Genomic DNA, 25412 nt, shown 5'->3' with positions numbered 1-25412 from the left:
TTAAGCGTTGCGGCCGCGTAGTGTATCGGCGCGCGGCGAGAATTCTGAATCTTTTTGTCACCGTCCGGCGCTTATCATTGATAATGGACGTTATTTTTCAAATGACACAGGAATCTGAAGATGTTGTTGGCTATTGCCGCCGTAATTGCCGGTCTGGCTCTGCTGGTCTGGAGCGCAGACCGCTTCGTGGATGGCGCCTCTGCCACCGCTACCCATGCCGGCATGCCGCCGCTGCTGATCGGTATGCTGATCATTGGTTTTGGTACCTCGGCACCGGAAATGGTGGTCTCGGCGCTGGCCGCCGGGCAGGGAAATCCCGGACTGGCGCTGGGTAACGCCTACGGCTCGAACATCACCAATATTGCGTTGATCATCGGCCTGGTGGCGGTCATCAGCCCGATTCAGGTGCACTCACAGGTTATCCGCAAGGAGCTGCCGATTCTGCTTGGTATCACCCTGCTGGCGGGTTATCAGCTGCTGGATGGCTCGCTGTCGCGCAACGATGCCTGGGTGCTGCTAGGGGCCTTCTTCCTGTTGATGGGCTGGTCTGTGGTGCAGGGCATGCGCGGCAAGGACGATGCCCTGTCCGGCGAATACGCAGAGGAAGTGGCGAGCCATGCCATGCCGCTGAACAAAGCGCTGTTCTGGCTGGTTCTGGGGCTGGTGCTGCTGATCGCCAGCTCGCGCCTGCTGGTCTGGGGGGCGGTCTACATTGCCGAGGGGCTGGGCGTCAGCGACCTGATCATCGGTTTGACCATTGTTGCGATCGGCACCTCCTTGCCGGAGCTGGCGTCCTCGCTCGCTGCCATTCGTCGTAACGAACATGACCTGGCGCTGGGTAACGTGATCGGTTCGGGGCTGTTCAACACCCTCGCCGTGGTCGGTATCGCTGCCGGTATCGCCCCGCTGGCGGTCGAGCCGGTGGTGCTCTATCGCGACTGGGTGGTGATGTTTGTGCTGACCCTGGTGCTGCTGGTCATGGGCATCGGCCGTATGGGCAAGCAGGGCACGGTGTCCCGCTTTAACGGGGTGCTGCTGCTGGCGACCTACGTCGGTTATACCGCTTATCTGGTCAGCACCATGCTGGCCTGACGAGCCGGGCCGGATCTCTGCTGGTGCTCCGCTGGGAGCGGGGCGCCAGCCTGTGTATGATGGCCCTTTCCCTCCGCCGGAGACTGTTTTCCCTGCCATGTCCGATGCCAATCCCGCCCCTGCGCAACACAAGCCGCGTCCGCTGATCGACCTGCTGGTCAGCATCATCATTCCCTCGATCATCCTGATGAAGCTCAGTGGTGAGGCTCAGCTCGGTGCCGCCAACGCGCTGATTCTGGCGCTGGCGCTGCCGATTGGTTGGGGCGTGTTCGAACTGGTGCAGTACCGCAAATTCAACTTTATCGCCGCGCTGGGTGTGGTCAGCGTGCTGCTGACCGGCGGCATTGGTCTGCTGCAGCTGGACAACAAGTGGCTGGCCATCAAGGAAGCCGCTGTGCCCGGCGTGCTCGGGCTGGCTGTGCTGATTTCGACCCGCACGCGCTACCCGCTGATTCGTACCATGCTGTACAACGAGAAGGTGATCAATGTCGCGCTGGTTCAGGAACGGCTGCAGGAGCGCGGGCTGGTGGATATATTCAACCTGCGCCTGCTGCGCGCCACCTACTTCCTGGCCGGCACCTTTTTCTTCTCGTCGGCGATGAATTACATCCTGGCCAAGTGGATTGTCACCAGCCCGGCCGGGACCGAGGCGTTCAACGAACAGCTCGGGCAGATGACGCTGGTCAGCTACCCGATGATCGCCATCCCCTCGATGGTGATGATGATGGGTATCCTGTTCTACCTCTGGCGCACCATCCACGGCCTCACCGGTCTGGCGATGGAAGAGATCATGGCGCAGCAAAAGGGCTAGCGGAGCTAGCCAGCTGTAAGCCGCAAGCTTCAAGCTGCAAGCCAAACCCGCGCGGTGTGCAATCGTGCGGGTTTTCTTTTGGCTTCATGCGGAGCATGCAGTGGTAGGTGGCGCCAGCAGAACCGCATGTTGCGCAGCAGCCAATCCCAGCGCACAAACAAAACCCGGCATCGAGGCCGGGTTTGCTTGCGGCTTGAAGCTTGTCGCTGCTTTTGCCGCTGCGTTTAGCGCGCCTGCAGCGCGCCAAACGCTTCGCGCAACGTGCCCACAGTGCGCTCTGGGTTGTGCAGCTTGTCGAGGCCGAACAGGCCGATGCGGAAGGTCTTGAAGCTGGCCGGCTCGTCGCACATCAGCGGCACGCCGGCCGCGGTCTGCAGGCCGAGCGGGGCGAAGGCCTTGCCACTCTGAATGCCGTCGTTGTCGGTGTAGCTGACAACGACGCCGGGGGCGCCGAAACCGTCAGCGGCGACACTCTTGTAGCCCAGCTCCTGCATCAGCTCGCGCACCGCAGTGCCGAGCGCCAGCTGCTCCTGCTTGACCTTGTCGAAGCCGTAGTCGCGGGTTTCCAGCATGGTGTCGCGGAAGGCCTTGAGGGCATCGGTCGGCATGGTGGCGTGATAGGCATGACCGCCATTCTCATAGGCCTGCATGATCTGCCGCCATTTCTTCAGATCGGCTGCAAAGCTTGTGCTGGTAGTGGTTTCCAGCACCGCCTCGGCGCGTTCGCTGAGCAGCACCAGTGCGCTGCAGGGCGAAGCGCTCCAGCCTTTCTGCGGGGCGCTGATCAGGACGTCGACACCGCAGGTCTGCATGTCGACCCAGACGGTGCCGGAGGCGATGCAGTCCAGCACGAACAGACCGCCGACGTCGTGTACCGCAGCGGCTACGGCGCGCAGGTAGTCATCGGGCAGGATGATGCCGGCGGCGGTTTCGACGTGCGGCGCGAAGACCACGTCGGGTTTGCTGGCGCGGATCTCGGCGACCACATCCTCGATAGCGGCCGGCGCAAATTGGGGCTGCTCGCGGTCACCCAGCTGGCGGGCCTTGAGTACGGTTTCGCTGGCGGGAATGCCACCCATCTCGAAGATCTGGCTCCAGCGGTAGCTGAACCAGCCGTTGCGGATGACCAGACACTTCTTGTCTTGTGCGAACTGGCGTGCGACGGCTTCCATGCCGAAGGTGCCGCCACCCGGCACCACGGCAACCGCGTTGGCGTTGTACACGTCTTTCAGGGTGCCGGAGATGTCACGCATGACCTGCTGGAATGTCTGCGACATGTGGTTCAGGGAGCGGTCGGTAAAGACCACGGAGTATTCGAGCAGACCTTCGGGGTCGATGGCAGGAACCAGTTTGGACACGGGGTTTCTCCAGACGGATGACAGGAAAACGCCGGCGATGCCGGCGTTGATTTACTGTCCATGCTACCCCGATTCGCCGCGCGGCGCAGTCCAGAAAAGCGGCGTTTTGTTATCAGGGGCGGATGCCATTTCCTTTGCCCGTCTGTTGCTGGCTGTAAAGCCGTCCATCAAGCAGCGACCAGCCCAAGGGTTCAGCGTATCCCTGCGCCGCCCCTTGCCGGCTTGGTGCGCAAAACCGTTTCTGCTCAGCTCACCTGGGCGATGAGCGACCCCGAGGGATGGCTTTGCAGGCGCAATCTCGGCGGCCTTACCCGGCAGGCGGGCGAACGAAACGGCACCAGGCCCTACTGATCGCGTGTCAGGTGAAAGAAAAAGTCCAGTGGCTTGCCCTTGATGTCACCCAGGCCGATAACCACGTCGTCGTTGACCTTGCGGAAGTAGTCGATGATCGGCTGCTGATCGTAGATCAGCGCGGCGGATACCGTGCCGTCAAATACCATCTCACGGATCTGTGCACGGCCCAGCTTGTCATAGTTTTGCAGCGTCCCATCCGGGCCAGGGTAGAGGATAGGCTCGACATCGTTGATGCTGGTGAAGCGTTTGCCGTGCCAGTTCAGCGGGTCTGGTTCGGCACCGCCATCAAATTTGCCGCCACGCCAGGTACCGAGCATGAATTCCAGACTGACCGGCTCCAGTTGCTTGAATAACGGCATCAGGGTGTCGGCCGAATAGGCGTCGCCGCTGGCGATCATCTGCAGCATGCGTTCTTCGGTTTCGCCGGCCACTGCTGCGGTGCCAAGCGCGGCGCTCAGGCCCAATGCGCTCAGGGATTTGGTGCTCTTGCTCATGACTGCTGCCTCTTGTTGTGGGCTTGGCAGCAAGGTGTCGTCAGCCGGTAAGCATCGACCAGCAGGTCTCGCAGGCCGCTTCCAGATCGTCGCTCTGCAGTACCAACAAGCCTTCGCGCTCGCACTTGACCAGGTTGGCAAAGGTGCCCCATACCATGGCTAGCAGCACTTCTGCGCGCAGATCGCTGCGGTAAACGCCTTGCTGCTGATACAGCCGGTACTGCGCGACCAGCGGAGCAAAGAACGTTTGCTCCAATTGGCGGCTTTGCTCGTCCAGGTACGGGCGGTGATCCTGCATCTCCAGAAACCGGTAGGTGTCCGGGTGTTCGCGGCTATAGCGGATCATGCGTTGCCAGACGACAGCAAATTGCTCATGTGCCGACAGGTTCGGCTCCAGCCCTTCGAAAAGCAGGTCCCGTTTGAGCTGACGCTGCTCACGAAACAGCTCGTTGACCAGAGCCTCCTTGCTGCTGAAATAGCGATAGATAGTGCCGGTGCCAACTTGAGCCTGTTCGGCCAAAGCGGGCATGGGAACGCCGTTTACCCCGCCGTTGGCAAAGACCTTCAAGGCCGCATTGAGAATGGCCTGGCGTTTGTCCTTGATGCGCGGACGGGGTGTTTTTGCGGTCATCGAATGAGTGTTCATTCGAGCATTCTAGCGACTATCGCCAGCGTTGTGCAGTACGTAATAGCGCCTTGTCGCTCGCTACCGGAACGCACTGATTTGAATGAATATTCATTCATAAGGGAAGAGTAAACCGATTGACGGTCAAAGCCAACTGTTTTCTTTCGGGAGGGGGCAAGGCAGTCGCGACGGGCAGGGACGAGGCGCTGTGGTTGCCCCGTCCTGCCCGTATGGGTCAGTTGCGACGGCTGTCGATAACTGCCTGCCAGGTGATGGTTTCTTCGTCATCCGGAGGCGTCGCCCGGCGCTTCTCCGCGCTGCGGGCGATGAACCAGCCGATCAGGGTGAAGATCGACACCGCCAGCAGAATCAGACTGGCGACCGCGTTGATTTCGGGCTTCACGCCAAGGCGTACGGCGGAGAAGACTTCCATCGGCAGGGTCGTCGAGCCGGGGCCGGAGACAAAGCTGGCCAGTACCAGGTCGTCCAGCGACAGGGTAAAGGACAGCAGCCAGCCGGCGGCGATCGACGGCGCGATCATCGGCACGGTGATCAGCAGGAAGGTTTTCCATGGCCGCGCGCCGAGATCCATCGCCGCCTCTTCGACCGATTGATCCAGCTCGCCCAGACGTCCGCTGACCACCACTGCGACGTAGGCGGTACAGAAGGTCACGTGGGCGATCCAGATGGTCACCATGCCGCGCTCAGCCGGCCAGCCGACCAGCTGCGCCATGGCCACAAACAGCAGCAGCAGCGACAGACCGGTGATCACTTCGGGCATGACCAGCGGTGCGGTGACCAGGCCGGAGAACAGCGTACGGCCACGGAAGCGCTTGATGCGGGTCATGACGAAGGCGGCCAGCGTGCCCAGTGCCACTGCGGCGGTCGCGGTGAAGAAGGCGATCTGCAGACTGCGTTTGACCGAGTTCATCAACTGGGTGTTGTCCAGCAGGCCAACGTACCAGTGCACCGACCAGCCGCCCCAGACAGTGACCAGGCGCGAGGCGTTGAACGAGTAGATCACCAGAATGATCATCGGCAGGTAAATGAACGCCAGGCCGAGCCAGAGCATGACGGTGGAGAAGGAGGGACGCTTGCTCATGACTTCTTCTCCATTTCCTTGGCCTGGTTGTAGTGGAACAGCACTAGCGGCACGATCAGGATCACCAGCATGACAATCGCCAGCGCCGAGGCGACCGGCCAGTCGCGGTTGTTGAAGAATTCTTGCCACAGCACCTTGCCGATCATGAGGGTTTCCGGGCCGCCCAGCAGCTCGGGAATCACGAACTCGCCGACCACCGGAATGAACACCAGCATCGAGCCGGCGATGATGCCGGTTTTCGACAGCGGCACGGTAATGCTCCAGAACGCCTTGATCTTGCCCGCGCCCAGATCCATGGCCGCCTCCAGCAGGCTGTGATCGTGCTTGACCAGGTTGGCGTACAGCGGCAATACCATGAACGGCAGGTAGGCGTAGACCACGCCGATATAGACCGCGGTGTTGGTGTTGAGGATCTGCAGCGGCTCGCTGATCAGGCCGATGCCCATGAGCACCGAGTTGAGCAGGCCGTTGTTGCTGAGAATGCCCATCCAGGCGTAGACGCGGATGAGGATCGCAGTCCAGGTCGGCATCATCACCAGCAGCAGGTAGACCAGCTGCTTTTCCTTGGGCGCACGGGCGATGGCGTAGGCCATCGGGTAGCCCAGAAACAGGCAGATCAGGGTCGAGAAGAAGGCGATCTTCAGCGAGCCCAGATAAGCGGACAGGTACAGGCCGTCCTGGCTAAGGAAAATGTAGTTGCCGAGATTCAGCGCGACGTTGAGCTTCTGCTCGACGTACTGAAAGATCGGCTGATAGGGCGGAATGGCGATCGCGGCTTCCGAGAAGCTGATCTTCAGCACGATGGCGAAGGGCAGCAGGAAGAACAGGAACAGCCACAGGTAGGGGACGCTGATAACCCAGAAGCGCCCGGGCGGTGTCAGGCGTGGCATTTTCATGAGTGCAGAATGACCCCGCTGTCGTCATCCCAACTGATATACACCTCGTCGTCCCAGGTGGGGCGGGGCAGCCGGCGTTCGGAGTTGGCAAAGAAGGCCTGCACCAGCTTGCCGCTGTCGAGCTTGATGTAATACACCGAGTGCCCGCCCAGATAGGCGATGTCGTGCACCACACCGTGTGAACTGTTGTGCTCGCCCTCGGGCTTCTCCGCGCTGACCCAGACCTTCTCCGGGCGCAGGGCGTAGATGATGTTCTTGTCCTGAGCGCGGGTGGTGATGCCGTGGCCGACGTAGATCGGCTTGTCCAGGCAGTCGCACTGGATAATGGCGTGGTCTTCCATGTCGGCGGTGATCTCGCCTTCAAAGATATTGACGCTGCCGATGAACTCGGCGACGTGACGGCTGACCGGGCTCTCGTAGATATCCATCGGCGTGCCGACCTGGGCAATCCAGCCCTGGTGCATGATGGCGATGCGCTGGGCCATGGTCATGGCCTCTTCCTGATCGTGGGTCACCATGATGCAGGTCACGCCGACCCGCTCGATAATCTCGACCAGTTCCAGCTGCATCTGGGTGCGCAGCTTCTTGTCCAGTGCCCCCATCGGCTCATCGAGCAGCAGCACCTTGGGACGTTTGGCCAGCGAGCGGGCCAGCGCCACACGTTGACGCTGGCCGCCGGACAGCTGGTCTGGCTTGCGGCGTGCGTATTCGGTCATGTGCACCAGTTTGAGCATTTCCTTAACGCGGGCATCGATCTCGGCCTTGGGCAGGCGGTCCTGCTTGAGGCCAAAGGCGATGTTCTGCTCGACCGTCATGTGCGGGAACAGCGCGTAGGACTGGAACATCATGTTGATCGGGCGTTCGTACGGCGGCAGGTCGGTGATGTCCTGACCGTCCAGCAGCACGCGGCCTTCGCTGGGGCGTTCGAAGCCGGCGAGGATACGCAGCAGCGTTGACTTGCCCGAGCCCGAGCCGCCAAGCAGGGCGAAGATTTCGCCACGATTGATGCTCAGGCTGACGTCATCGACTGCCAGCGCCTCATCGAAGCGCTTGCTGATGCGCTCAATCTTCACAAAGTCATTGGGCTCGGCCTTGGCCATCGCCTGTTTCATGGCTCCTGCTGCACCAACCATAGGTCTCTCCGAATATCATTCCACCGCTGCGGTCTGAGCCGCATGCTTGCATTGGGACAGGTGCCGGGCACCGGTCTGACGGGCTACTGCCGATTCAACAAGGGGCTGTCCGTGGACAGCCCCCTGGGGTATTACCGACCGGACTTGATACGGCTCCAGGTGCGGGTCATCAGGCGCTGCGCCGACATTGGGCGCGGCACGTTGACGTACAGGCGCTCGAGCACTTCGTCGGTCGGGTAGATGGCCGGATCGTTGCGGATTTCCGGATCAACCAGCTCGTCGGACGCCTTGTTCGGGTTGGCGTAGGCGACGTAGTCGGTGATCGGTGCAATCACATCCGGACGCAGGATGTAGTTGATGAAGGCGTGGGCGTTGTCGGCGTTCGGCGCATCTTTCGGAATGGCCATCATGTCGAACCAGAGGGCGGTGCCTTCTTTCGGAATGATGTAGCTGATGTTGACACCATTCTCGGCTTCCTCGGCGCGGTAGGCGGCTTGGAAAACGTCGCCGGAGTAACCGGCGGCAACGCAGATGTCGCCGTTAGCCAGGTCGGTGATGTAGCGCGAGGAATGGAAGTAGGTAATGTGCGGACGCACGGCCAGCAGCAGCTCTTCGGCCTTTTTCAAGTCGTCAGCGCTGGTGCTGTTCGGGTCCAGGCCCAGATAGCTGAGCGCGGAGGGCAGCATTTCGTCAGCGGAGTCGAGCATGCTGATGCCACAGCTGGCCAGCTTGCTGGCGTACTGCGGGTCAAAGATCAGTGCCCAGGAGTCCAGCGGGGCGTCGTCACCCAGGACTTCCTGTACCTTGTCGACATTGTAGCCGATGCCATTGGTGCCCCACAGATAGGGGATGGAGTGCTTGCTGCCCGGGTCGATGCTTTCCATCTGCTTCATCAGCTCGGGGTTCAGGTTGCTCATGTTCGGCAGCTTGCTGTGGTCCAGCTCCATATAGACGCCGGCCTGCACCTGCTTGGTCAGGAAGTTGTTGGTGGGCACCACGATATCGAAGCCGGAGTTGCCGGTCAGCAGTTTGGCGTCGACGACCTCGTTGGCGTCATACACGTCGTAGGTCACCTTGATGCCGGTTTCCTGCTCGAAGTTGGCGATGGTGTCTTCGGCGATGTAGTCCGACCAGTTGTAGATGTTCAGCTTGCCTTCGGCCTGCGCGATGGCGGCGCCGCCCAGCAGGGTCGCGGTGGTCAGGGCGAGCAGTGACCGATGCATGGATTGCTTCATGGTGTCTCCTAAAGGCAGGGGTGCCTGAGATAAGTAGTGCTGTTGATCTGGCCGGCGCAGGGAGACTGCAGCCGGCCGCTTGTTATTACCGTCTTTTCCACGTTACTGGCCGGATTTTACCCGCGTCCAGAGACGGGTCCGGGTACGCTCGATGTTGGCCGGCAGTTCCGCCAGAGTAAAGAGCTTGGCCAGGGTCTCGTCGCTGGGATAGACGCCCGGATCGGTCAGTACGCTCTCGTCGATCATCGACTTGGAAGCCTGGTTGCCATTGGCATAGGCGACGTAGTTCGAGATCTCGGCGATCACCTCGGGGCGCAGAATATAATCCATAAACGCATAGGCGTTATCGACATTTTTGGCGTCCTTGGGAATGGCCATCATGTCGAACCACATGGCCGCACCTTCCTTGGGAATCACGTACTTCACTTCGACCCCGTTTTCGGCTTCGTCGGCGCGCGCGGCGGCCTGCAGAATGTCGCCGGACCAGCCCACTGCGACGCAGATATCGCCGTTAGCCAGGTCGGTGATGAACTTGGAGGAATGGAAGTAGGTAATGTGCGGGCGCACGCTCATCAGCAGCTCCTGCGCCTTCGGATAGTCCTCAGCGCTGCTGCTGTTCGGGTCCAGGCCCAGGTAGAAGAGCGCGGAGGGGATGATCTCGGCCGGCGCATCAAGGAAGGCCACGCCACAGGAGGCCAGTTTCTCCATGTTCTCCGGTTTGAACACCAGGTCCCAGGAGTTGACCGGCGCGTCTTCACCCAGCACGGCCTTGACCTTTTCCGGGTTGTAGCCGATGCCGGTGGTACCCCAGAGGTAGGGGAAGGCGTACTGGTTGCCGGGGTCGTTGGTTTCCAGCGCGCGCAGCAGGGTCGGGTCCAGGTTCTCCCAGTTCGGCAGCTTGCTGCGGTCCAGCGGCATAAAGGCGCCAGCCTTGATCTGTTTGCCGAGGAACTGGTTGGACGGCACAACGATGTCGAATCCGGAGCTGCCCGAGAGCAGTTTGGCTTCCAGTACCTCGTTGCTGTCGAAAACGTCGTAGACCGGGCGAATGCCGGTGGCCTCCTGGAAGTTGTCCAGGGTGTCCTCGGCGATGTAGTCCGACCAGTTGTAGACGTTTACCACTTCCTCTGCCTGCGCCGCTGTACCGATGGATACAACGGTCGCAGTGGCCAGCAGTGTCTTGCCCAGATGCTTCATCATCGTTTCAACTCTCCATCCATTGTTTGGAAACGCGGTGTCCGGGCGGCGCGGGCCGCTCCGGTGGAGTCAAGCGCTCACTGGCCAGCATAGCCGCTGGGCGACCAGGACGTCAGACGCCCAGTTGCTCGGCAACCTGATCGAGCACTGTCCAGGCCTTTTCCACCAGCTCGTCAATCTCGCTGCGGCTGATGATCAGCGGCGGCGACATGATCATGGTGTCACCGACTGCACGCATTACCAGGCCGTTGGCAACACAGAGATCACGACACAGGGTGCCGACGGTGCCCTTGTCCGGAAAGCGCTCCCGGGTGGCCTTGTCCTTGACCAGCTCGATGGCGCCGAGCAGGCCTACACCGCGTACTTCACCAACCAGGCGGTGCTCTGCCAGGCCGGCGATTTTCTCCTGCAAATACGGTGCCGCTTCTTCACGAACGTACTCGACGATCTTTTCATCACGCATGATGCGCAGGTTTTCCAGGCCGACGGCAGCCGAGGCCGGGTGACCGGAGTAGGTGTAGCCGTGGTAGAACTCACCGCCATGTTCAACCATGGTCTCGACCACGCGATCACTGACAATCACGCCGCCCATCGGCAGGTAGCCGGAGGTCATGCCCTTGGCAATCGGCATCAGGTCAGGCTGCAGATCGTAGTGCTGGCTGGCGAACCACTGACCGGTGCGGCCGAAGCCGCAGATCACTTCGTCGATCACCAGCAGAATGTCGTACTTGGCGAGGATGCGTTTGATCTCCGGCCAGTAGGTGTCCGGGGGAATGATCACGCCGCCGGCGCCCTGGATCGGCTCGGCAATAAAGGCCGCGACCTGATCCTCGCCCAGTTCCTGGATCTTGGCTTCGAGCTGCTGCGCGGCCCAGATGCCGAACTCGTCCGGCGTCATGTCACCGCCTTCGCCATACCAGTACGGCTGCGGAATGTGCACGATGCCCGGAATCGGCAGGTCGCCCTGTTCGTGCATGACCGACATGCCGCCGAGGCTGGCGCCGGCCACGGTCGAGCCGTGGTAGCCGTTGATGCGGCCGATGATGGTCTTCTTGGTCGGTTTGCCCTTGAGGTCCCAGTAGCGGCGCACCATGCGCAGCACGGTGTCGTTCGACTCGGAGCCGGAACCGGTAAAGAACACGTGATTCATGTGCGCCGGCGCTACCTCGGCGATCGCCTTGGCCAGCTCGATCGCCGGCGGATTGGTGCACTGGAAGAAGCTGTTGTAATAGGGCAGCTTGAGCATCTGTTTATAAGCCGCTTCGGCCAGCTCGGTGCGCCCGTAACCTATGTTGACACACCACAGTCCGGCCATGCCGTCGAGCACCTTGTTGCCCTCGCTGTCCCACAGGTAGACCCCTTCGGCGCGCTCAATGATGCGTGTGCCGCGCTCGCCGAGATCCTTGTGGTCGGTGAAGGGGTGCAGGTAGTGGGCGGCGTCCATGGCTTGCAGGGCGGCGGTATTCAGTGTGCTCATGCGGTACTCCGGTATCCGTGAGGTCGCTGCCGGTAGCAGCGACGGTGGTCAGGTCAGGGATCAGACAGACAGCAGCAGGAACTCGCGCTCCCAGGAGCTGATCACCCGTTTATAGTTTTCATGTTCGGCGCGTTTGACGGCGACGTAGCCGCGGCAGAACTTGCTGCCCAGCACCGACTCGACATCGCGGCACTGCTCCATGCGTTCCAGAGCGGATTCGATGGTCAGCGGCAGGCGCAGGTTGCGGCGCTCGTAGGCGCGGCCCTTGACTGGCGCCGACGGCGAGATCTGGTTTTCCATGCCCAGGTAGCCGCACAGCAGGCTGGCGGCGATGGCGATGTAAGGGTTGGCGTCGGCGCCCGGCAGACGGTTTTCCACCCGGCGGTTCTGTGGGTTGGAGTCGGGCACGCGCAGGCCGGCGGTGCGGTTCTCTTCGCCCCATTCCACGTTGACCGGCGCCGAGGTGTCGGGCAGGAAGCGGCGGAAGGAGTTGACGTTGGGGGCGAACAGCGGCAGTACCTCGGGGATATAGCGCTGCAGGCCGCCGATGTGCTGCAGGAACAGCTCGCTCATGCTGCCGTCTTCATTGGAGAAGATGTTCTTGCCGGTCTTGGTGTCGACGATGCTCTGGTGCAGGTGCATGGCGCTGCCCGGCTCGTTGGTGATCGGCTTGGCCATAAAGGTAGCGGTCATGTCGTGCTTGAGCGCGGCCTCGCGCATGGTGCGCTTGAACACCTGAATCTGGTCGGCCAGGTGCAGCGGATCGCCGTGACGGAAGTTGATTTCCATCTGCGCGGTGCCTTCTTCGTGGATCAGGGTGTCCAGATCCAGGCCCTGGGCTTCACACCAGTCGTACATGTCTTCGAACAGCGGATCGAACTCGTTCGCGGCGTCGATGGAGAAGGACTGGCGGCCGGTCTCCTGGCGGCCGGAACGGCCGATCGGCGGCTGCAGCGGCAGATCCGGGTCCGCGTTGCGGCGAGTCAGATAGAACTCCATTTCCGGCGCGACAATCGGCTTCCAGCCTTTCTTCTGGTACAGCTTGAGCACGGTCTTGAGCACGTTGCGCGGCGACATCTCGATGGGGTTGCCCATCTTGTCGAAACAGTCGTGAATAATCTGCGCGGTCGGCTCCAGCGCCCACGGCACCATATACATGGCGGTCTCGTCGGGTTTGCAGATCATGTCGATGTCGGCCGGGTCCAGCAGGTCGTAATAGATGTCATCTTCGACATAGTCGCCGGTCACCGACTGCAGCAGGATGCTCTCGGGCAGGCGCATGCCCTTTTCCGAGATGAACTTCATGGTCGGTGCGATCTTGCCGCGGGCAATGCCGGTCAGGTCGCTGACCATGCATTCCACTTCGGTAATCTTGTTTTCTTTCAGCCAGCTTTCAATCTTGTTCATAACCGCCTCAGGGTTGCCGCGACGCATGGGCCCGGCAGGCGTTACCGAACGCCTGGAAAATGGACAGATACAGCGGATTGCTGCGAACCTGCCATTCGGGGTGCCACTGTACGCCGAGGGCGAATTGGGTTGCCTGGCTGACCGAGAAGGCCTCGATCAGTCCGTCGGGTGCTGTCGCTTCAGGCTGCAGACCGGATGCCAGTGTAGCCACTCCCTGGGTGTGCAGGGAATTGACCTGGGCCGAACTGCAGCCTGCGATCTGGTGAAGCAACCCCCCGGGCTCGAAGCGAACCTCATGGGCGGGGCCATATTGCACCTCGACCGGTTGTGTCTTGTCTTCGCGGTGTTCGATATATCCACCCACCTCGAACAGACGTTGATGCAGGGTGCCGCCGAAGGCGACATTCATTTCCTGGAAGCCGCGACAGATACCCAGGACCGGTACGCCCTGGTCGATGGCCTGGCGAATCAGCGGCAGGGTGGTGGCGTCGCGCTTGGGGTCGTGCTTGGTGCCCTCGGCGCTGGCCGGGCCCTGATAGTGATGGGGCTCCACGTTGGAGGGGGAGCCGGTAAACAGGATCCCGTCGAGCATGTCCAGTAACTGCGCGCTGTCGAGGCGCTCGCCGAGGGCCGGAATCAGCAGTGGCAGGCCGTCCGCACCGTCAACCACGCCGAGGATGTACTTCTCGCCGACGATGTTGAAGGGATGGAGGCCGAGCTGCTCGGAGCAGCAGACGATACCGATGACGGGCTTGCGAGCGATGGACATGGACTGTCTTCCAGATGATCCAGTATGAGTAGCGGGTGACCGCATTGTTGTTCGTTTTTTCGTACAATAGCAATAAAAAATATTCAACACAAAGACCGCAAATACTGAACGTTCGTCGGTGCGTATTGACGCATTAGTCGCCCGGAATGACCTTATTTGGTGCGCCTTGCACCGCCTTTGTGCGATGCCTGCTCTATTGACTCTAACGAGCCTTTCGGATTAACTCAGGGCTGGCACGTTTTGTGATTGATATATTTTACAAATAACAGGTGAAACCCCATGCAGCCCCAAGCCGGAGCGGATGCTTTAACAGCCGTAGCCACCGAGATCGGTGCGCAGGTCGGCATCCAGGAAGCGGAGGCCTTTCTGGTCGCGCATCCGGAAATCCACTTTATTGACCTTCTTATTGCTGACATGAACGGTATTGTGCGCGGCAAGCGCATTGATCGTTCGGCGTTGGCCAAGGCTTTCGAGAAGGGCATCGCATTGCCGGCGTCGGTCTTTGCGCTCAACATTCAAGGCACGACCGTCGAAGAGACCGGGCTGGGGCTGGAGATTGGCGATGCTGACCGCATCTGCCTGCCGATCCCGGGCACGCTGACGGTAGAGCCATGGCAGAAGCGGCCAACCGGACAGCTGCTGATGACCATGTACGAGCTGGACCGCAAGACCCCCTTCTTCGCCGACCCCCGCTATGTTCTGCAACGTATCGTAGAACGCTTCAAAGATCTCAAGCTGACCCCGGTATCTGCCTTCGAACTGGAGTTCTACCTGATCGACCAGGAGAACATCACCGGCCGGCCGCAACCGCCGCGCTCCCCCATGTCGGGCAAACGCCCGAACTCGGTTCAGGTCTACTCCATGGACGATCTGGACGAATACGCCGAATTCCTTGAGGACGTCATCGAAGCTGCCCACGAGCAGGGCATCCCCGCTGACGCCATCGTGGCCGAGTCTGCGCCGGGACAGTTTGAGGTCAACCTGCACCACGTCGATGACCCGGTGAAGGCCTGCGATTTCAACGTGCTGCTCAAGCGGGTGATCAAGAACGTCGCCTATGACCACGAGATGGACACCACGTTCATGGCCAAGCCTTATTACGATCAGGCGGGCAACGGCATGCACGTGCACATCAGTCTGACGGATGAGAACGGCCACAATATCTTCGCCCCCAACCCGGACGGCAGTCTGAGCGACACGCTGCGCTGGGCGGTCGGCGGTTTGCTGGAAACACTGCCGCAGTACATGGCCTTCCTGTGCCCCAACGTCAACTCCTACCGCCGCTTCAGCCCGAGCTTCTTCGTGCCCTGTGCGCCGACCTGGGGTATCGACAATCGTACGGTCGCCGTACGGGTGCCGGGCGGCGAGCCTGAGGCGATGCGCATCGAGCACCGCCTGGCGGGTGCCGACGCCAACCCTTACCTGTTGATGGCTGCCTTGCTGTCGGCCATTCACTACGGCATCAGCAACCAGATCGAGCCGCCGGAGATGACCGAAGGTAACGCCTACGATCAGCACGAAGCCTCTCTGCCGACCAACCTGCGTGACGCCCTGCGCGAGCTGGAAGCCTCCGAGGTGATGAAGGAGTACATCGGCGAGGAATACCTGGACGTCTTCGTACTCTGTAAGGAAAGCGAGATGGAAGAGTTTGAGAAGACCATCTCTGATCTGGAGTACATGTGGTATCTGCATACGGTCTGATCGCGGATATGAGCCCATCGCAATCCCGCCCTCCGGCGGGATTGTTCGTTATGCGAGAGCCTGGGTGATGAATGACTCCTGGTATCGGGCCAGCGTGCCCGCTGTTTCGCCCCGCGCCCAGCTGCAGGGTGGGCTGGAGGCGGATGTCTGTATTGTCGGTGCCGGCTTTACCGGGCTCTCGGCAGCACTGGAGTTGGCCGAGGCCGGGCGTAGCGTGATTGTGCTCGAGGCAGAAGATGTCGGCTGGGGCTGCTCCGGCCGCAACGGCGGGCAGATCAACCCCGGGCTGGCCTGTGAGCATGCCCGGGTCGTGCGGGAGCTGGGCGAGGCCGATGCGCGCAAGGTCTGGCAGCTCGGCGTGGATGGCGTTGACCTGTTGCGTGACCGGGTGGCGCGGCACGGCATCGACTGCGATCTGAAATGGGGCATCTTGCTGGTGGCCAACAAAGCGCGTCAGGTGCCCGACCTGCATGCCTGGCAGCAGGAGCTGGGTGAGCTGGGCTACGACCGGCTGGAGTTTCATGCTCGCGAGGCGCTGCAGGGTTTGTTGCGGGCGGATTATCACGCCGGCGTTATGGACTGGGGCGGTGGCGATCTGCACCCGCTCAAGTACACGCAAGGCCTGGCCCGTGCGGCTGAACAGGCGGGCGTGCGCATCTTTGAGCGTTCTGCCGTGTTGGGCTATGCACAAGAGGGGGGCGCGGTTGCGGTGCAGACGGCGACCGGTACGGTACGCGCTGGCCATCTGCTGCTGGCGGGCAACGCCTATCTTGGCACGTTGCTGCCGTGGCAGCGCAAGGGCTTTATGCCGATCGGCAGCTATATTGGCGCGACCCGGCCGCTGGGTGAGCTGGCGACCCAGTTGATTCCGTCGCGCGCCGCCGTTTGCGATATGAACACCCTGATCGATTATTACCGACTGACCCCAGACAATCGGCTGCTGTTCGGAGGCCGGGCCAGTGCCCGTGACGCCCGACCGGATGCGCTCAGACAGACCATGCGTCAGCGCATGGCGCAGGTGTTCCCGCAGTTGGCGGAAGAGGACTTTGAGTATCTGTGGGGCGGGCAGGTGGCAATGACGATGAGCAAGGCACCGGTGTTCGGTCGCCTTGGTCAGCGCGTGCTCTACACGCAGGGCTACTCCGGGCAAGGCGTGGCATTGGCTGGGCTGGCCGGCAGGCTGATGGCCGAAACGGTGCTGGGTGATGCGCGCAACTTTGACCTGCTGGCGCGCTGGAAGCACTGGCCGGTGCCGCCAGGAGCGCCACTGCAGACAGCTATCCGGGCGCTGGCGTTGCTGTGGTATCGTCTGCAGGACAGTCGCCAGTAGAGAGAGCTTTATGAGTCGGGTCGCCCCGAAACGCCGTGCCAGCAGTCAGGAGCGAATCGACCGTATCCTTGAGGCGACCATCAGCTTGCTGGATCAGGGCGAGCTGAGCGAGCTGTCGATCTATGCCATCGCCGAACAGGCGGACATTCCACCGTCCTCGGTCTACCACTTCTTTCCGCAGATCAGCGATGTGCTGGCGGCGTTGGCCGAACGGCTGTTCGTTGATCTGGACGCCGTGCTGCAGCAGCCACCGAGTTCTGCGCCCGACAACTGGGTCGCCCTGGTGGCCGAGATTGAGGCGCGCTTTCAGAATTATTACCGTCGTCACCCGGCAGCCTGCGAGTTGCTGCTGGGCGGTCACGGGCTGGCCGCGATACGACAGGCCGACCAGCAGCATGACCAGTTGCTGGCCCAGCGTTTTCAGCAATGCCTGGCAGAGCGCTTCGTGCTGCCGGCACTGCCGCAGGATGTCGATATTTTCGCACTGGCCATGCAGGCAGCGGACAAGCTGCTGGCGGTCGGATACCAGCAGTCTGGTGAGTTGTCTGACCCGATCTGTCGTGAAGCGACGCGGTTGATGACCGCCTATCTGGGCGTGTATCTGCCGCCGGTGCTAGCGCCGGCAGAAGGGGGCTGACATGGGGCTGTTCAGCTGGTGGCGCGACCGCCGTGAGACCCGGCAGCTGAATGAGCTGCAACAGCAGCTTGATCCAGAGCTGTGGCAGCAGGCGCTGGGTGACTGGCCCTTCTATCAGCGCAGTACGCCGGCCAGCCGCGCGCGGCTGCAAGAGCTGGCACTGCGCCTGTTGCTACGCAAGAACCTGCACGCCACCGAGGGTGTCGAGCTGGACGATGTGCTGCGTCTGCGGGTGGCCGGCATGGCGGTGGTGCCGGTGCTGGAGCTGGGGCTCGACTGGTACGCGGGCTGGCAGACACTGATCTTTTACGACGGCCCCTTTCGCGCGCGTCACCAGTGGCGTGACGAGGCCGGTGTGGTCCACCAGGGTGAGCGCGAACTGAGCGGCGAGGCCTGGTTGCGTGGGCCGGTGGTGCTGTCGCTGGATGACGTACGGCATTCCGGGCGGGCGGATGGCTTTAACGTGGTGATTCACGAACTGGCGCATACGCTGGATATGCGCTCGTCCACTGCCAATGGCGCGCCGCCCTTGCATCGGGGGATGAGTCGGGCGGACTGGGCGCGCGACATGCAGACGGCCTGGGATGATCTGGGCGAGCGTTTTGAGCGCAACGAGCCGCTGCCTCTGGACCCTTATGCGCTGGAGGCGCCGGCAGAATTCTTTGCCGTGCTGTCAGAAAGCTTCTTTGAGCGCCCGGCAGTGTTGAGCCGCGAGTGGCCGGCGGTATATCGACATTTGGCCGATTTTTATCGGCAGGACCCGGTGAAGCTACTGGGTTGATACGACGCGTAGCGCCTATTTGCCGATAATTATCTATTTACAGAATGCCTTGTAGCTTGCCAATGCTGCCGGGCTGGGCTATAAGTCGATTTTTATCCAACTCTCACCGGAGTGTGCCATGACTCGTACCGTGACCGTTGCCGCCACCCAGATGGGTTGTACCTGGGATAGCCAGGCCAATATTGCGCAAGCTGACAAGCTGGTGCGCGAGGCCGCCGCCCAGGGCGCGCAGATCATCCTGATTCAGGAGCTGTTCGAAACGCCGTACTTCTGCCAGAAGCCGAACCCGGAGTATCTGCAGTTGGCCACGCGGGTTGAAGACAACCCGGCGATCAAGCACTTTCAGGCGCTGGCCAAAGAGCTGGCGGTGGTGCTGCCGATCAGCTTCTTCGAGCTGGCCGGTCGCGCGCGCTTCAACAGCATCGCGATCATTGATGCCGACGGCAGCAACCTCGGCATCTACCGCAAGAGTCATATTCCGGATGGCCCCGGTTATCACGAGAAGTATTACTTCAACCCGGGCGACACCGGCTTCAAGGTCTGGCAGACCCGCTATGCCAAGATTGGCGTGGGTATCTGCTGGGATCAGTGGTTCCCCGAGTGCGCACGCAGCATGGCCCTGATGGGCGCGGAGCTGCTGTTCTATCCGACTGCCATCGGCAGTGAGCCGCACGACCACAGCATCAACTCCCGTGACCACTGGCAGCGGGTGCAGCAGGGCCACGCCGGCGCCAACCTGATGCCGCTGATCGCCAGCAACCGCATCGGCCGCGAAGAGCAGGATGGCTACGACATCACCTTCTACGGCTCGTCGTTTATTGCCAACCAGTTTGGCGAGAAGGTGCAGGAGCTGAACGAGACGGACACCGGCGTGCTGGTGCAGTCCTTCGACCTCGACGAGCTGGAGCGTATCCGCAGCGCCTGGGGCGTGTTCCGCGACCGTCGCCCGAACCTGTACGGTCCGCTCAAGACCCTGGATGGCGAGCTGGAGTCCTGAGGCCATGTACAACCTGCACAGCACACCGCAGCATGACGGCTACTTCATGCCCGCCGAGTGGGCGCCGCACAGTCAGACCTGGATGATCTGGCCGGAGCGCCCGGATAACTGGCGGCAACAGGCGGAGCCGGCGCAGGCGGCGTTTGCTGCGGTGGCGCAGGCGATTGCCGGGTTTGAGCCGGTGACCGTTGGCGTCTCGGCGGCGCAATACGCCAATGCCTGCGCGCAGCTGGATCATCCGGCGATTCGGGTGGTGGAGCTGAGCAGCAATGATGCCTGGGTGCGTGATACCGGGCCGACCTTTGTGATCAATGGCCAGGGCGGCCTGCGTGGTGTGGACTGGACCTTCAACGCCTGGGGCGGCGAGCTGGGCGGCCTGTATGCGGACTGGGCGCTGGATGATCAGGTGGCCAGCAAGATCCTGTCGATGGAACGCTGTCCGCGTTATCGCACCGAGGGTTTTGTGCTGGAGGGCGGTTCGATTCACGTGGATGGCGAAGGCACCCTGATCACCACCGAGGAGTGCCTGCTCAACCCCAACCGCAATCCGCACCTGCAACGCATAGAGATAGAGCAGCAATTGGCGGCGCAGCTGGGTATCAGCAAGGTGATCTGGTTACCCGAGGGCCTCTACAACGATGAGACTGATGGCCACGTCGACAACTTCTGCTGCTTTGTGCGCCCCGGCGAAGTGCTGCTGGCCTGGACCGATGATCCGCAGAACCCCAACTATGAGCGCTGTCAGGCCGCCGCGGCGGTGCTGGCCGACGCGCGCGATGCGCAGGGGCGGGCGCTGCTGGTACACCACATACCCATTCCCGGGCCGTTGCATGCCACCGCCGAGGAGTGCGCGGACGTGCAGGTGGTCGAGGGCAGCCAGAGCCGCGATCCAGCCATTCGCCTGGCCGGCTCCTACGTCAACTTTCTGATCGTCAACGGCGGGGTGGTGGCGCCCAGCTTTGCCGATCCTCATGACGAGGAGGCGCTGGCGATTCTGCAGGGGCTGTTCCCCGAACGCCGAGTGGTTGCGGTGCCGGGCCGGGAAATCCTGCTTGGGGGCGGCAACATCCACTGTATCACCCAGCAACAGCCGGCGGTCTGAAAGACAAAACGGACATGGCGCACATACCACGTTTCGGTACTGGAGCCAGGCGTGGGGGAAGAGGCATAATCGCGGGGCAAGAATGCGGCGCCGGGCTCAAGTTCGGTGGTTTCAGGAGGTTTTTCCGTCCAGAAGGAATTTATATGCAGTTCTCCTCACTTTTTCCCTCTTCCCTGTCTCGCACCGCTCTGGCGGTGGGCATGGTCGTCACACTGGCCGGTTGTGCGGCCACCCAGGGCGGCGCCGTGGATACCAACGGCGCTACACGCCTGCAGGGCGAGCTCACCAGCAGCAGCCCGGTCAACCTGAACGACGGGTCGCAGTATCAGGTATTCAACCTCAAGCTCAAGGCAGGTGAGCTGGTGCGCGTAGAGCAGGGCGGCGCCCTGGAAGGCGCGGTGCTGACCCTGCTGGATTCACGCAACCAACTGGTCAGCGGCCCGCGTCACGGTTCCCTGCACCTGTCCCCGCAGGCCGATGGCACTTACCGCCTGGGTGTCAGCGGCAGCACGGCATCGTCCTACGGCCCGTTCGACCTGACGCTGGAGCGCGTCACGCCGCGCAATAGCGGTGCGCTGGAGCTGAACGACTCGGTCTTTGGCCTGCTGAGCCGTGGCAACGATGCCAACACCTACACCCTGACGGTCGCAGAAGCCGGTCTGTACGAGATTGCCCTGGGCTCCGAGGAGCTGGACACCGTGCTCAAGCTGAACGGTGGCGGTCTGTCGCTGGAAGATGACGACGGCGGTGATGGCACCAACTCACGCATGACCGTCATGCTCGATCCGGGTACCTACCAGGTGACAGCGACCGCGCTGGACTCCCCGGCTGAAGGTGGCTACGACCTGAGCCTGAGCAGCCGCGCGCTGCCTGAGGGCGTTGAGCTGGTCAACGGCGGTGAGATTGCCCTGGGCACCACCATCAGCGGCCTGGCTGACAGCAACGACAAGGTCTACACCCTGGCTGTGCCGGAGCGTTCGCTGCTGCGCATTGTCATGAGTTCGGATGAGGTCGACAGCTTCCTCAAGCTGCAAGGTCCTGGCGTTGACACCAGCGACGACGATGGTGCCGGTCGTAATCTGGATGCGGCCATCACTACGCTTGCCAACCCGGGCAGCTACCGTATCAGCGCATCGACTGTCGATGGCAGCGCCGGTATCTTCACCCTGAGCACTGCCGTGCAGCCTGTCAGCAGCAACAGCGCGCAGGTGCGTCCGGGCGAAGGGGTTTCCGGTACGTTGTCGGGCAACAGTGTCGACAAGACGCTGGTGATCGCTGAAGCCGGCCACTACACGGTTGACCTCTACGCCACCGAGTTTGATGCGCTGCTGCGTATGAGCGGTAACGGTGTTGAGCTGGAAGATGATGATGGCGCCGGTGGCACCAACTCGCGCATCAGCACTTACCTGGAGCCCGGCCGCTACACTCTGAGCGCGCGCAGCTACGACAACAGTGGTCGTGGCAGCTTTGTGATCAGCGTCGAGCGCGAGTAAGCAAGCAGGACAGCACCGATCCTGCGCGAGTGCAATGGATCAGTGCTTGTTGAAAGGCCGGCAGCCCGCCAGGGCTGCCGGCCTTTCTTTTGCGCGTCAGGCGCCGAGCAGAGCGCGGCCGCGCTGAACCGCTGCCAGCACCTGCGCCGGTGCGGTGCCACCGATGTGGTCACGGGCGTTCACCGAGCCTTCCAGTGTCAGCACCTCAAACACGTCCTGCTCGATCTGGTCGCTGAAGCGGCGCAGCTCCTCCAGCGACATCTCCGCCAGATCCTTGCCTGAATCCACTCCGTACTTCACCGCGTGCCCGACGATCTCGTGGCAGTCGCGGAACGGGATGCCCTTGCGTACCAGATAGTCCGCCAGGTCGGTGGCCGTGGAGAAGCCGCGCAGGGCTGCTTCGCGCATGGCCTCGACCTTGGGCTCGATGGCCGGGATCATGTCGGCAAAGGCGCGCAGGCTGTCACGCAGGGTATCGACAGCGTCGAACAGCGGCTCCTTGTCTTCCTGGTTGTCCTTGTTATAGGCCAGCGGCTGGCTCTTCATCAGGGTCAGCAGGCCCATCAGGTGGCCATATACGCGGCCGGACTTGCCGCGCACCAGCTCGGGTACGTCCGGGTTCTTCTTCTGCGGCATGATTGAGGAGCCGGTGCAGAAGCGGTCGGGCAGGGCGATGAAGTTGAACTGCGCACTGGTCCACAGCACCAGCTCTTCGGAGAAGCGCGACAAGTGCATCATCGCCAGTGCGGCGGCGGCGCAGAATTCGATGGCGAAGTCGCGGTCGGACACGCCGTCCAGCGAGTTGCCGGAGATGGCTTCAAAACCCAGCAGCTCGCAGGTAATGCTACGGTCGATCGGGTAGGTGGTGCCCGCCAGCGCGGCGGAGCCCAGCGGCATGCGGTTGACCCGCTTGCGGCAGTCGATCAGGCGTTCGCGGTCGCGCTGCAGCATTTCAAACCAGGCCAGCAGATGGTGGCCGAAGGTCACCGGCTGGGCGGTCTGCAGGTGCGTGAAGCCTGGCATGATCACCGCGTTGTGGCGCTCGGCCTGGTCCAGCAGACCGGTCTGCAGGCGAATCAGCTCGCCGAGGATGACGTCGATTTCCTCGCGCAGCCAGAGGCGGATATCGGTCGCGACCTGATCGTTGCGCGAGCGGCCGGTGTGCAGCTTTTTGCCGGTGATGCCGATACGCTCGGTCAGCTTGGCCTCGATGTTCATGTGCACGTCCTCGAGGTCGACGCGCCAGTCGAACTGGCCTGCTTCAATATCGCCACGAATGGCGTTCAGCCCTTCGATAATGGCGTCGCGCTCGGCCTCGGTCAGTACGCCTACTTTGGCCAGCATGGTGGCGTGGGCGATGGAGCCCTGGATGTCGTGCTTGTACAGGCGCCGGTCAAAATCCACCGAGGCGGTGAAACGGGCAACGAAGGCGTCGACCGGTTCGCTGAACCGGCCACCCCAGGATTGGTTGGTTGTCTTGTCTTGGCTCATGTCTCGGATGGGTCCGCTGCGTGAAGAGGCGCATAGCATAGCATTTCACGCTTGCGCGATGGCGGTCGGCTGGCAGACACTGGCGCGATGAAGAACGGATTCTGGACCCTGCTCAAACGCCCCTATGAGGGAGAGGATTTCTTCCTCCCTGATCTTTGTTCGTCCGTTGCCGTTTTTACCCTGGTGGTGCTGGCCCAGCTGGTGGTGCTGGTATGGGTATTGGCACAACCTGCCGACGGCGGTTTTGACTGGCTGCAGTTGGCTATGGCCTCGCTCTTTGTGCAGTGGATTGTGCTGCTCTCGGCCGCAGCCTTGTGCCGCCTGCGCGACTGGATGCGCCGACGCCCGCTGGGGCTGGCAGTCGCCGCCTGTCACGCCGTGGTGGTGGGGCTGACACTGTTCTTTACGGTGCTGGGTGACTGGGTGGTATACCGCGGCATGACCGGTGCCCTGCAATGGGAAGCCGGGCAGTTGCTGCGCCATGGTCTGATCGCGCTGATCATGACCAGCCTGTTGCTACGTTACTTTTATCTGCAGCAGCAGTGGCAGCACCAGCAGCAGGCCGAGCTGCGCTCGCGCCTGCAGGCGCTGCAGTCGCGTATTCGTCCGCACTTTCTGTTCAACAGCCTGAACAGCATCGCCAGCCTGATCGAGGTTGCTCCGGCCAAGGCCGAACAGGCGGTGCTGGATCTGTCCGATCTGTTTCGCGCCAACCTGTCCAGTAGCGAAGCGCTGTCCTGCTGGGGCGAGGAGCGTCGTCTGTGTGAAGGCTACCTGCGTATTGAGCAATACCGGCTGGGTGAGCGGCTGCGCGTGCAATGGGATGTTGCCGAGCTGCCGGATACCTTGCCGATACCCTTGCTGACCCTGCAGCCGTTGCTGGAGAACGCCATCCTGCATGGCTTGCAGCCACGTATTGATGGCGGTGACGTGCTGATTCGTGGTCGTCTTGAGAGCGGGGTAGTTGAACTTCTGGTGAGCAATACCTGTCCTCAGCAGAACGACACGCATCAGGGTGAGCGCATGGCCATGGCCAATATCCGGGCGCGGCTGCAGGCACTGTTTGGCGAGCGGGCGCAGCTGATCGGCTGGCGCCAGGGGGAGTGCTTCTTCAGCAGGCTGGTCTATCCTGTTACACAAGATTCAACAACGGCAGAGAAGTCATTATCGAATGAAAGTACTGATCGCTGATGATGAGCCGCTGGCCCGCGAGCGGCTGGCGCGACTGGTTGGTTCGCTGCCGGGGTACCGAGCGTTGCCCGAGATGGCCAGCAATGGGCATGAAGCCCTGCAACTGGTTGAGGCGCATCATCCGGATATCCTGCTGCTGGACATTCGCATGCCCGGGCTGGACGGCCTGCAAACCGCCGCCAAGCTCTGCGAAAACGCCGAGTCGCCGGCGGTGGTGTTCTGTACCGCGCACGGTGAGTACGCGCTTGATGCCTTTGCCGTGAGCGCGGTGGGCTATTTGCTCAAGCCGGTGCGTAGCGAGGCGCTGGCTGATGCGCTGGCCAAGGCCCAGCGGCCCAATCGCCTGCAGCTGGCCAATCTTGGCAAGGCCACCGCCCAGCCGGAGGGCGCTCAGGCGCGCAGCCACATCAGCGCGCGTACCCGCAAGGGGATCGAATTGATCCCTATTGAAGATGTGCTGTATTTCATTGCCGATCATAAGTATGTGACCCTGCGTCACCTGGGCGGAGAGGTGCTGCTGGACGAACCGTTGAAGGCGCTGGAGGAAGAGTTCGGCGATCAGTTTGTCCGTATTCACCGCAACGCGCTGGTGGCACGCAGCCGCATTGAATGTTTGCAGCGTACAGCCATGGGGCATTTCGAGTTGTGCCTGAAAGGGCTGGAGGGCGAAACCCTGACGGTCAGCCGCCGTCATGTACCGGGCGTGCGCCGTCTGATGGAGCGTTTGTGTCTCTAACCG

General features: G+C 61.9%; 23 protein-coding genes. 11 read left to right on the top strand and 12 right to left on the bottom strand.

Annotated elements, in window-relative coordinates:
• The first annotated feature begins 120 nt into the window (after positions 1-120).
• Together CNQ84_RS08845 and CNQ84_RS08840 are read left to right on the top strand one after the other, a co-directional pair.
• Positions 121-1092, top strand: a complete 972-nt coding sequence (locus CNQ84_RS08845; RefSeq protein WP_096004520.1) for a calcium/sodium antiporter — start codon at positions 121-123, stop codon at positions 1090-1092.
• A 97-nt stretch (positions 1093-1189) separates the two neighbouring features.
• Positions 1190-1903, top strand: a complete 714-nt coding sequence (locus tag CNQ84_RS08840) for a VC0807 family protein (protein ID WP_096004519.1) — start codon at positions 1190-1192, stop codon at positions 1901-1903.
• 224 nt (positions 1904-2127) lie between these two features.
• Here CNQ84_RS08840 and CNQ84_RS08835 read toward each other — a convergent pair whose 3' ends face one another.
• The 11 genes from CNQ84_RS08835 to CNQ84_RS08785 form a co-directional block, all read right to left on the bottom strand.
• Entirely contained in the window at positions 2128-3261 is a 1134-nt protein-coding gene (locus tag CNQ84_RS08835) for an aminotransferase class V-fold PLP-dependent enzyme (protein WP_096004518.1), read from the bottom strand.
• Positions 3262-3605: 344 nt separating this feature from the next.
• Positions 3606-4109, bottom strand: a complete 504-nt coding sequence (locus CNQ84_RS08830) for a DUF4334 domain-containing protein (protein WP_096004517.1) — start codon at positions 4107-4109, stop codon at positions 3606-3608.
• Positions 4110-4149: 40 nt separating this feature from the next.
• Positions 4150-4740: a TetR/AcrR family transcriptional regulator gene (locus CNQ84_RS08825; RefSeq protein WP_165771257.1), complete on the bottom strand. Its 591-nt coding sequence runs from the start codon at positions 4738-4740 to the stop codon at positions 4150-4152.
• Positions 4741-4969: 229 nt separating this feature from the next.
• Entirely contained in the window at positions 4970-5836 is an 867-nt protein-coding gene (locus CNQ84_RS08820; RefSeq protein ID WP_096004515.1) for an ABC transporter permease subunit, read from the bottom strand.
• A complete protein-coding gene (locus CNQ84_RS08815) occupies positions 5833-6732 on the bottom strand; it encodes an ABC transporter permease subunit (protein ID WP_096004514.1) in 900 nt (299 codons plus the stop codon). The genes CNQ84_RS08820 and CNQ84_RS08815 overlap by 4 nt, the downstream gene beginning before the upstream one ends.
• Entirely contained in the window at positions 6729-7865 is a 1137-nt protein-coding gene (locus CNQ84_RS08810; protein WP_096004513.1) for an ABC transporter ATP-binding protein, read from the bottom strand. Before CNQ84_RS08810 ends, CNQ84_RS08815 begins: the two co-directional genes overlap by 4 nt.
• Before the next feature lie 131 nt (positions 7866-7996).
• Positions 7997-9088, bottom strand: a complete 1092-nt coding sequence (locus CNQ84_RS08805) for a polyamine ABC transporter substrate-binding protein (RefSeq protein ID WP_217350079.1) — start codon at positions 9086-9088, stop codon at positions 7997-7999.
• Positions 9089-9202: 114 nt separating this feature from the next.
• Entirely contained in the window at positions 9203-10297 is a 1095-nt protein-coding gene (locus CNQ84_RS08800) for an extracellular solute-binding protein (protein WP_096004579.1), read from the bottom strand.
• Between the two features lie 112 nt (positions 10298-10409).
• A complete protein-coding gene (locus CNQ84_RS08795) occupies positions 10410-11774 on the bottom strand; it encodes an aspartate aminotransferase family protein (RefSeq protein WP_096004511.1) in 1365 nt (454 codons plus the stop codon).
• Positions 11775-11834: 60 nt separating this feature from the next.
• Complete coding sequence (locus CNQ84_RS08790; protein WP_096004578.1) at positions 11835-13181, bottom strand: glutamine synthetase family protein; 1347 nt, start codon at positions 13179-13181, stop codon at positions 11835-11837.
• Between the two features lie 7 nt (positions 13182-13188).
• Complete coding sequence (locus tag CNQ84_RS08785; RefSeq protein WP_217350078.1) at positions 13189-13944, bottom strand: gamma-glutamyl-gamma-aminobutyrate hydrolase family protein; 756 nt, start codon at positions 13942-13944, stop codon at positions 13189-13191.
• A 285-nt stretch (positions 13945-14229) separates the two neighbouring features.
• Here CNQ84_RS08785 and CNQ84_RS08780 point away from each other — a divergent pair, with 285 nt between their 5' ends.
• From CNQ84_RS08780 to CNQ84_RS08750, 7 genes are all read left to right on the top strand, one after another.
• On the top strand, positions 14230-15651 hold the full coding sequence (locus CNQ84_RS08780) for a glutamine synthetase family protein (protein ID WP_096004509.1): 1422 nt from the start codon (positions 14230-14232) through the stop codon (positions 15649-15651).
• Positions 15652-15718: 67 nt separating this feature from the next.
• The gene (locus CNQ84_RS08775; protein WP_096004508.1) at positions 15719-16981 is read left to right on the top strand and encodes an NAD(P)/FAD-dependent oxidoreductase; all 1263 of its coding nucleotides are present in this window, start codon (positions 15719-15721) and stop codon (positions 16979-16981) included.
• Positions 16982-16991: 10 nt separating this feature from the next.
• A complete protein-coding gene (locus CNQ84_RS08770; RefSeq protein ID WP_118131307.1) occupies positions 16992-17618 on the top strand; it encodes a TetR/AcrR family transcriptional regulator in 627 nt (208 codons plus the stop codon).
• Position 17619: 1 nt separating this feature from the next.
• Entirely contained in the window at positions 17620-18399 is a 780-nt protein-coding gene (locus CNQ84_RS08765; protein WP_217350074.1) for a M90 family metallopeptidase, read from the top strand.
• Positions 18400-18517: 118 nt separating this feature from the next.
• Positions 18518-19396, top strand: a complete 879-nt coding sequence (aguB, locus tag CNQ84_RS08760) for an N-carbamoylputrescine amidase (RefSeq protein WP_096004506.1) — start codon at positions 18518-18520, stop codon at positions 19394-19396.
• A gap of 4 nt (positions 19397-19400) precedes the next feature.
• On the top strand, positions 19401-20498 hold the full coding sequence (aguA, locus tag CNQ84_RS08755) for an agmatine deiminase (RefSeq protein WP_096004505.1): 1098 nt from the start codon (positions 19401-19403) through the stop codon (positions 20496-20498).
• A gap of 143 nt (positions 20499-20641) precedes the next feature.
• Positions 20642-21991 carry a hypothetical protein gene (locus CNQ84_RS08750; protein ID WP_096004504.1) on the top strand — a complete coding sequence of 450 codons (1350 nt, stop codon included), beginning with the start codon at positions 20642-20644 and terminating at the stop codon, positions 21989-21991.
• 96 nt (positions 21992-22087) lie between these two features.
• Here the strand turns inward: CNQ84_RS08750 and argH are convergent, their stop codons facing one another.
• Positions 22088-23482 (bottom strand): argininosuccinate lyase, encoded by a 1395-nt coding sequence (gene argH / locus CNQ84_RS08745; protein ID WP_096004503.1) that lies wholly within the window; start codon positions 23480-23482, stop codon positions 22088-22090.
• 87 nt (positions 23483-23569) lie between these two features.
• Here argH and CNQ84_RS08740 point away from each other — a divergent pair, with 87 nt between their 5' ends.
• Complete coding sequence (locus CNQ84_RS08740) at positions 23570-24673, top strand: sensor histidine kinase (protein WP_096004502.1); 1104 nt, start codon at positions 23570-23572, stop codon at positions 24671-24673.
• Entirely contained in the window at positions 24654-25409 is a 756-nt protein-coding gene (locus CNQ84_RS08735) for a LytR/AlgR family response regulator transcription factor (protein ID WP_096004501.1), read from the top strand. The genes CNQ84_RS08740 and CNQ84_RS08735 overlap by 20 nt, the downstream gene beginning before the upstream one ends.
• Positions 25410-25412: the final 3 nt, after the last annotated feature.

The organism is Pseudomonas abyssi, from assembly GCF_002307495.1.
Taxonomy (GTDB): Bacteria; Pseudomonadota; Gammaproteobacteria; order Pseudomonadales; family Pseudomonadaceae; genus Halopseudomonas; species Halopseudomonas abyssi.
This window is presented reverse-complemented; position numbering and strand designations above follow the sequence as displayed.

Coding starts and splice junctions, on each gene's coding strand:
- CNQ84_RS08780 (WP_096004509.1), top strand. CDS start 14,230: ATGCAGCCCCAAGCCGGAGCGGATGCTTTAACAGCCGTAGCCACCGAG.
- CNQ84_RS08790 (WP_096004578.1), bottom strand. CDS start 13,181: ATGAACAAGATTGAAAGCTGGCTGAAAGAAAACAAGATTACCGAAGTG.
- CNQ84_RS08820 (WP_096004515.1), bottom strand. CDS start 5,836: ATGAGCAAGCGTCCCTCCTTCTCCACCGTCATGCTCTGGCTCGGCCTG.
- CNQ84_RS08740 (WP_096004502.1), top strand. CDS start 23,570: ATGAAGAACGGATTCTGGACCCTGCTCAAACGCCCCTATGAGGGAGAG.
- aguA (WP_096004505.1), top strand. CDS start 19,401: ATGTACAACCTGCACAGCACACCGCAGCATGACGGCTACTTCATGCCC.
- CNQ84_RS08750 (WP_096004504.1), top strand. CDS start 20,642: ATGCAGTTCTCCTCACTTTTTCCCTCTTCCCTGTCTCGCACCGCTCTG.
- CNQ84_RS08825 (WP_165771257.1), bottom strand. CDS start 4,740: ATGACCGCAAAAACACCCCGTCCGCGCATCAAGGACAAACGCCAGGCC.
- CNQ84_RS08735 (WP_096004501.1), top strand. CDS start 24,654: ATGAAAGTACTGATCGCTGATGATGAGCCGCTGGCCCGCGAGCGGCTG.
- CNQ84_RS08830 (WP_096004517.1), bottom strand. CDS start 4,109: ATGAGCAAGAGCACCAAATCCCTGAGCGCATTGGGCCTGAGCGCCGCG.
- CNQ84_RS08840 (WP_096004519.1), top strand. CDS start 1,190: ATGTCCGATGCCAATCCCGCCCCTGCGCAACACAAGCCGCGTCCGCTG.
- CNQ84_RS08765 (WP_217350074.1), top strand. CDS start 17,620: ATGGGGCTGTTCAGCTGGTGGCGCGACCGCCGTGAGACCCGGCAGCTG.
- aguB (WP_096004506.1), top strand. CDS start 18,518: ATGACTCGTACCGTGACCGTTGCCGCCACCCAGATGGGTTGTACCTGG.
- CNQ84_RS08775 (WP_096004508.1), top strand. CDS start 15,719: ATGAATGACTCCTGGTATCGGGCCAGCGTGCCCGCTGTTTCGCCCCGC.
- CNQ84_RS08770 (WP_118131307.1), top strand. CDS start 16,992: ATGAGTCGGGTCGCCCCGAAACGCCGTGCCAGCAGTCAGGAGCGAATC.
- CNQ84_RS08800 (WP_096004579.1), bottom strand. CDS start 10,297: ATGAAGCATCTGGGCAAGACACTGCTGGCCACTGCGACCGTTGTATCC.
- CNQ84_RS08795 (WP_096004511.1), bottom strand. CDS start 11,774: ATGAGCACACTGAATACCGCCGCCCTGCAAGCCATGGACGCCGCCCAC.
- argH (WP_096004503.1), bottom strand. CDS start 23,482: ATGAGCCAAGACAAGACAACCAACCAATCCTGGGGTGGCCGGTTCAGC.
- CNQ84_RS08810 (WP_096004513.1), bottom strand. CDS start 7,865: ATGGTTGGTGCAGCAGGAGCCATGAAACAGGCGATGGCCAAGGCCGAG.
- CNQ84_RS08805 (WP_217350079.1), bottom strand. CDS start 9,088: ATGCATCGGTCACTGCTCGCCCTGACCACCGCGACCCTGCTGGGCGGC.
- CNQ84_RS08815 (WP_096004514.1), bottom strand. CDS start 6,732: ATGAAAATGCCACGCCTGACACCGCCCGGGCGCTTCTGGGTTATCAGC.
- CNQ84_RS08845 (WP_096004520.1), top strand. CDS start 121: ATGTTGTTGGCTATTGCCGCCGTAATTGCCGGTCTGGCTCTGCTGGTC.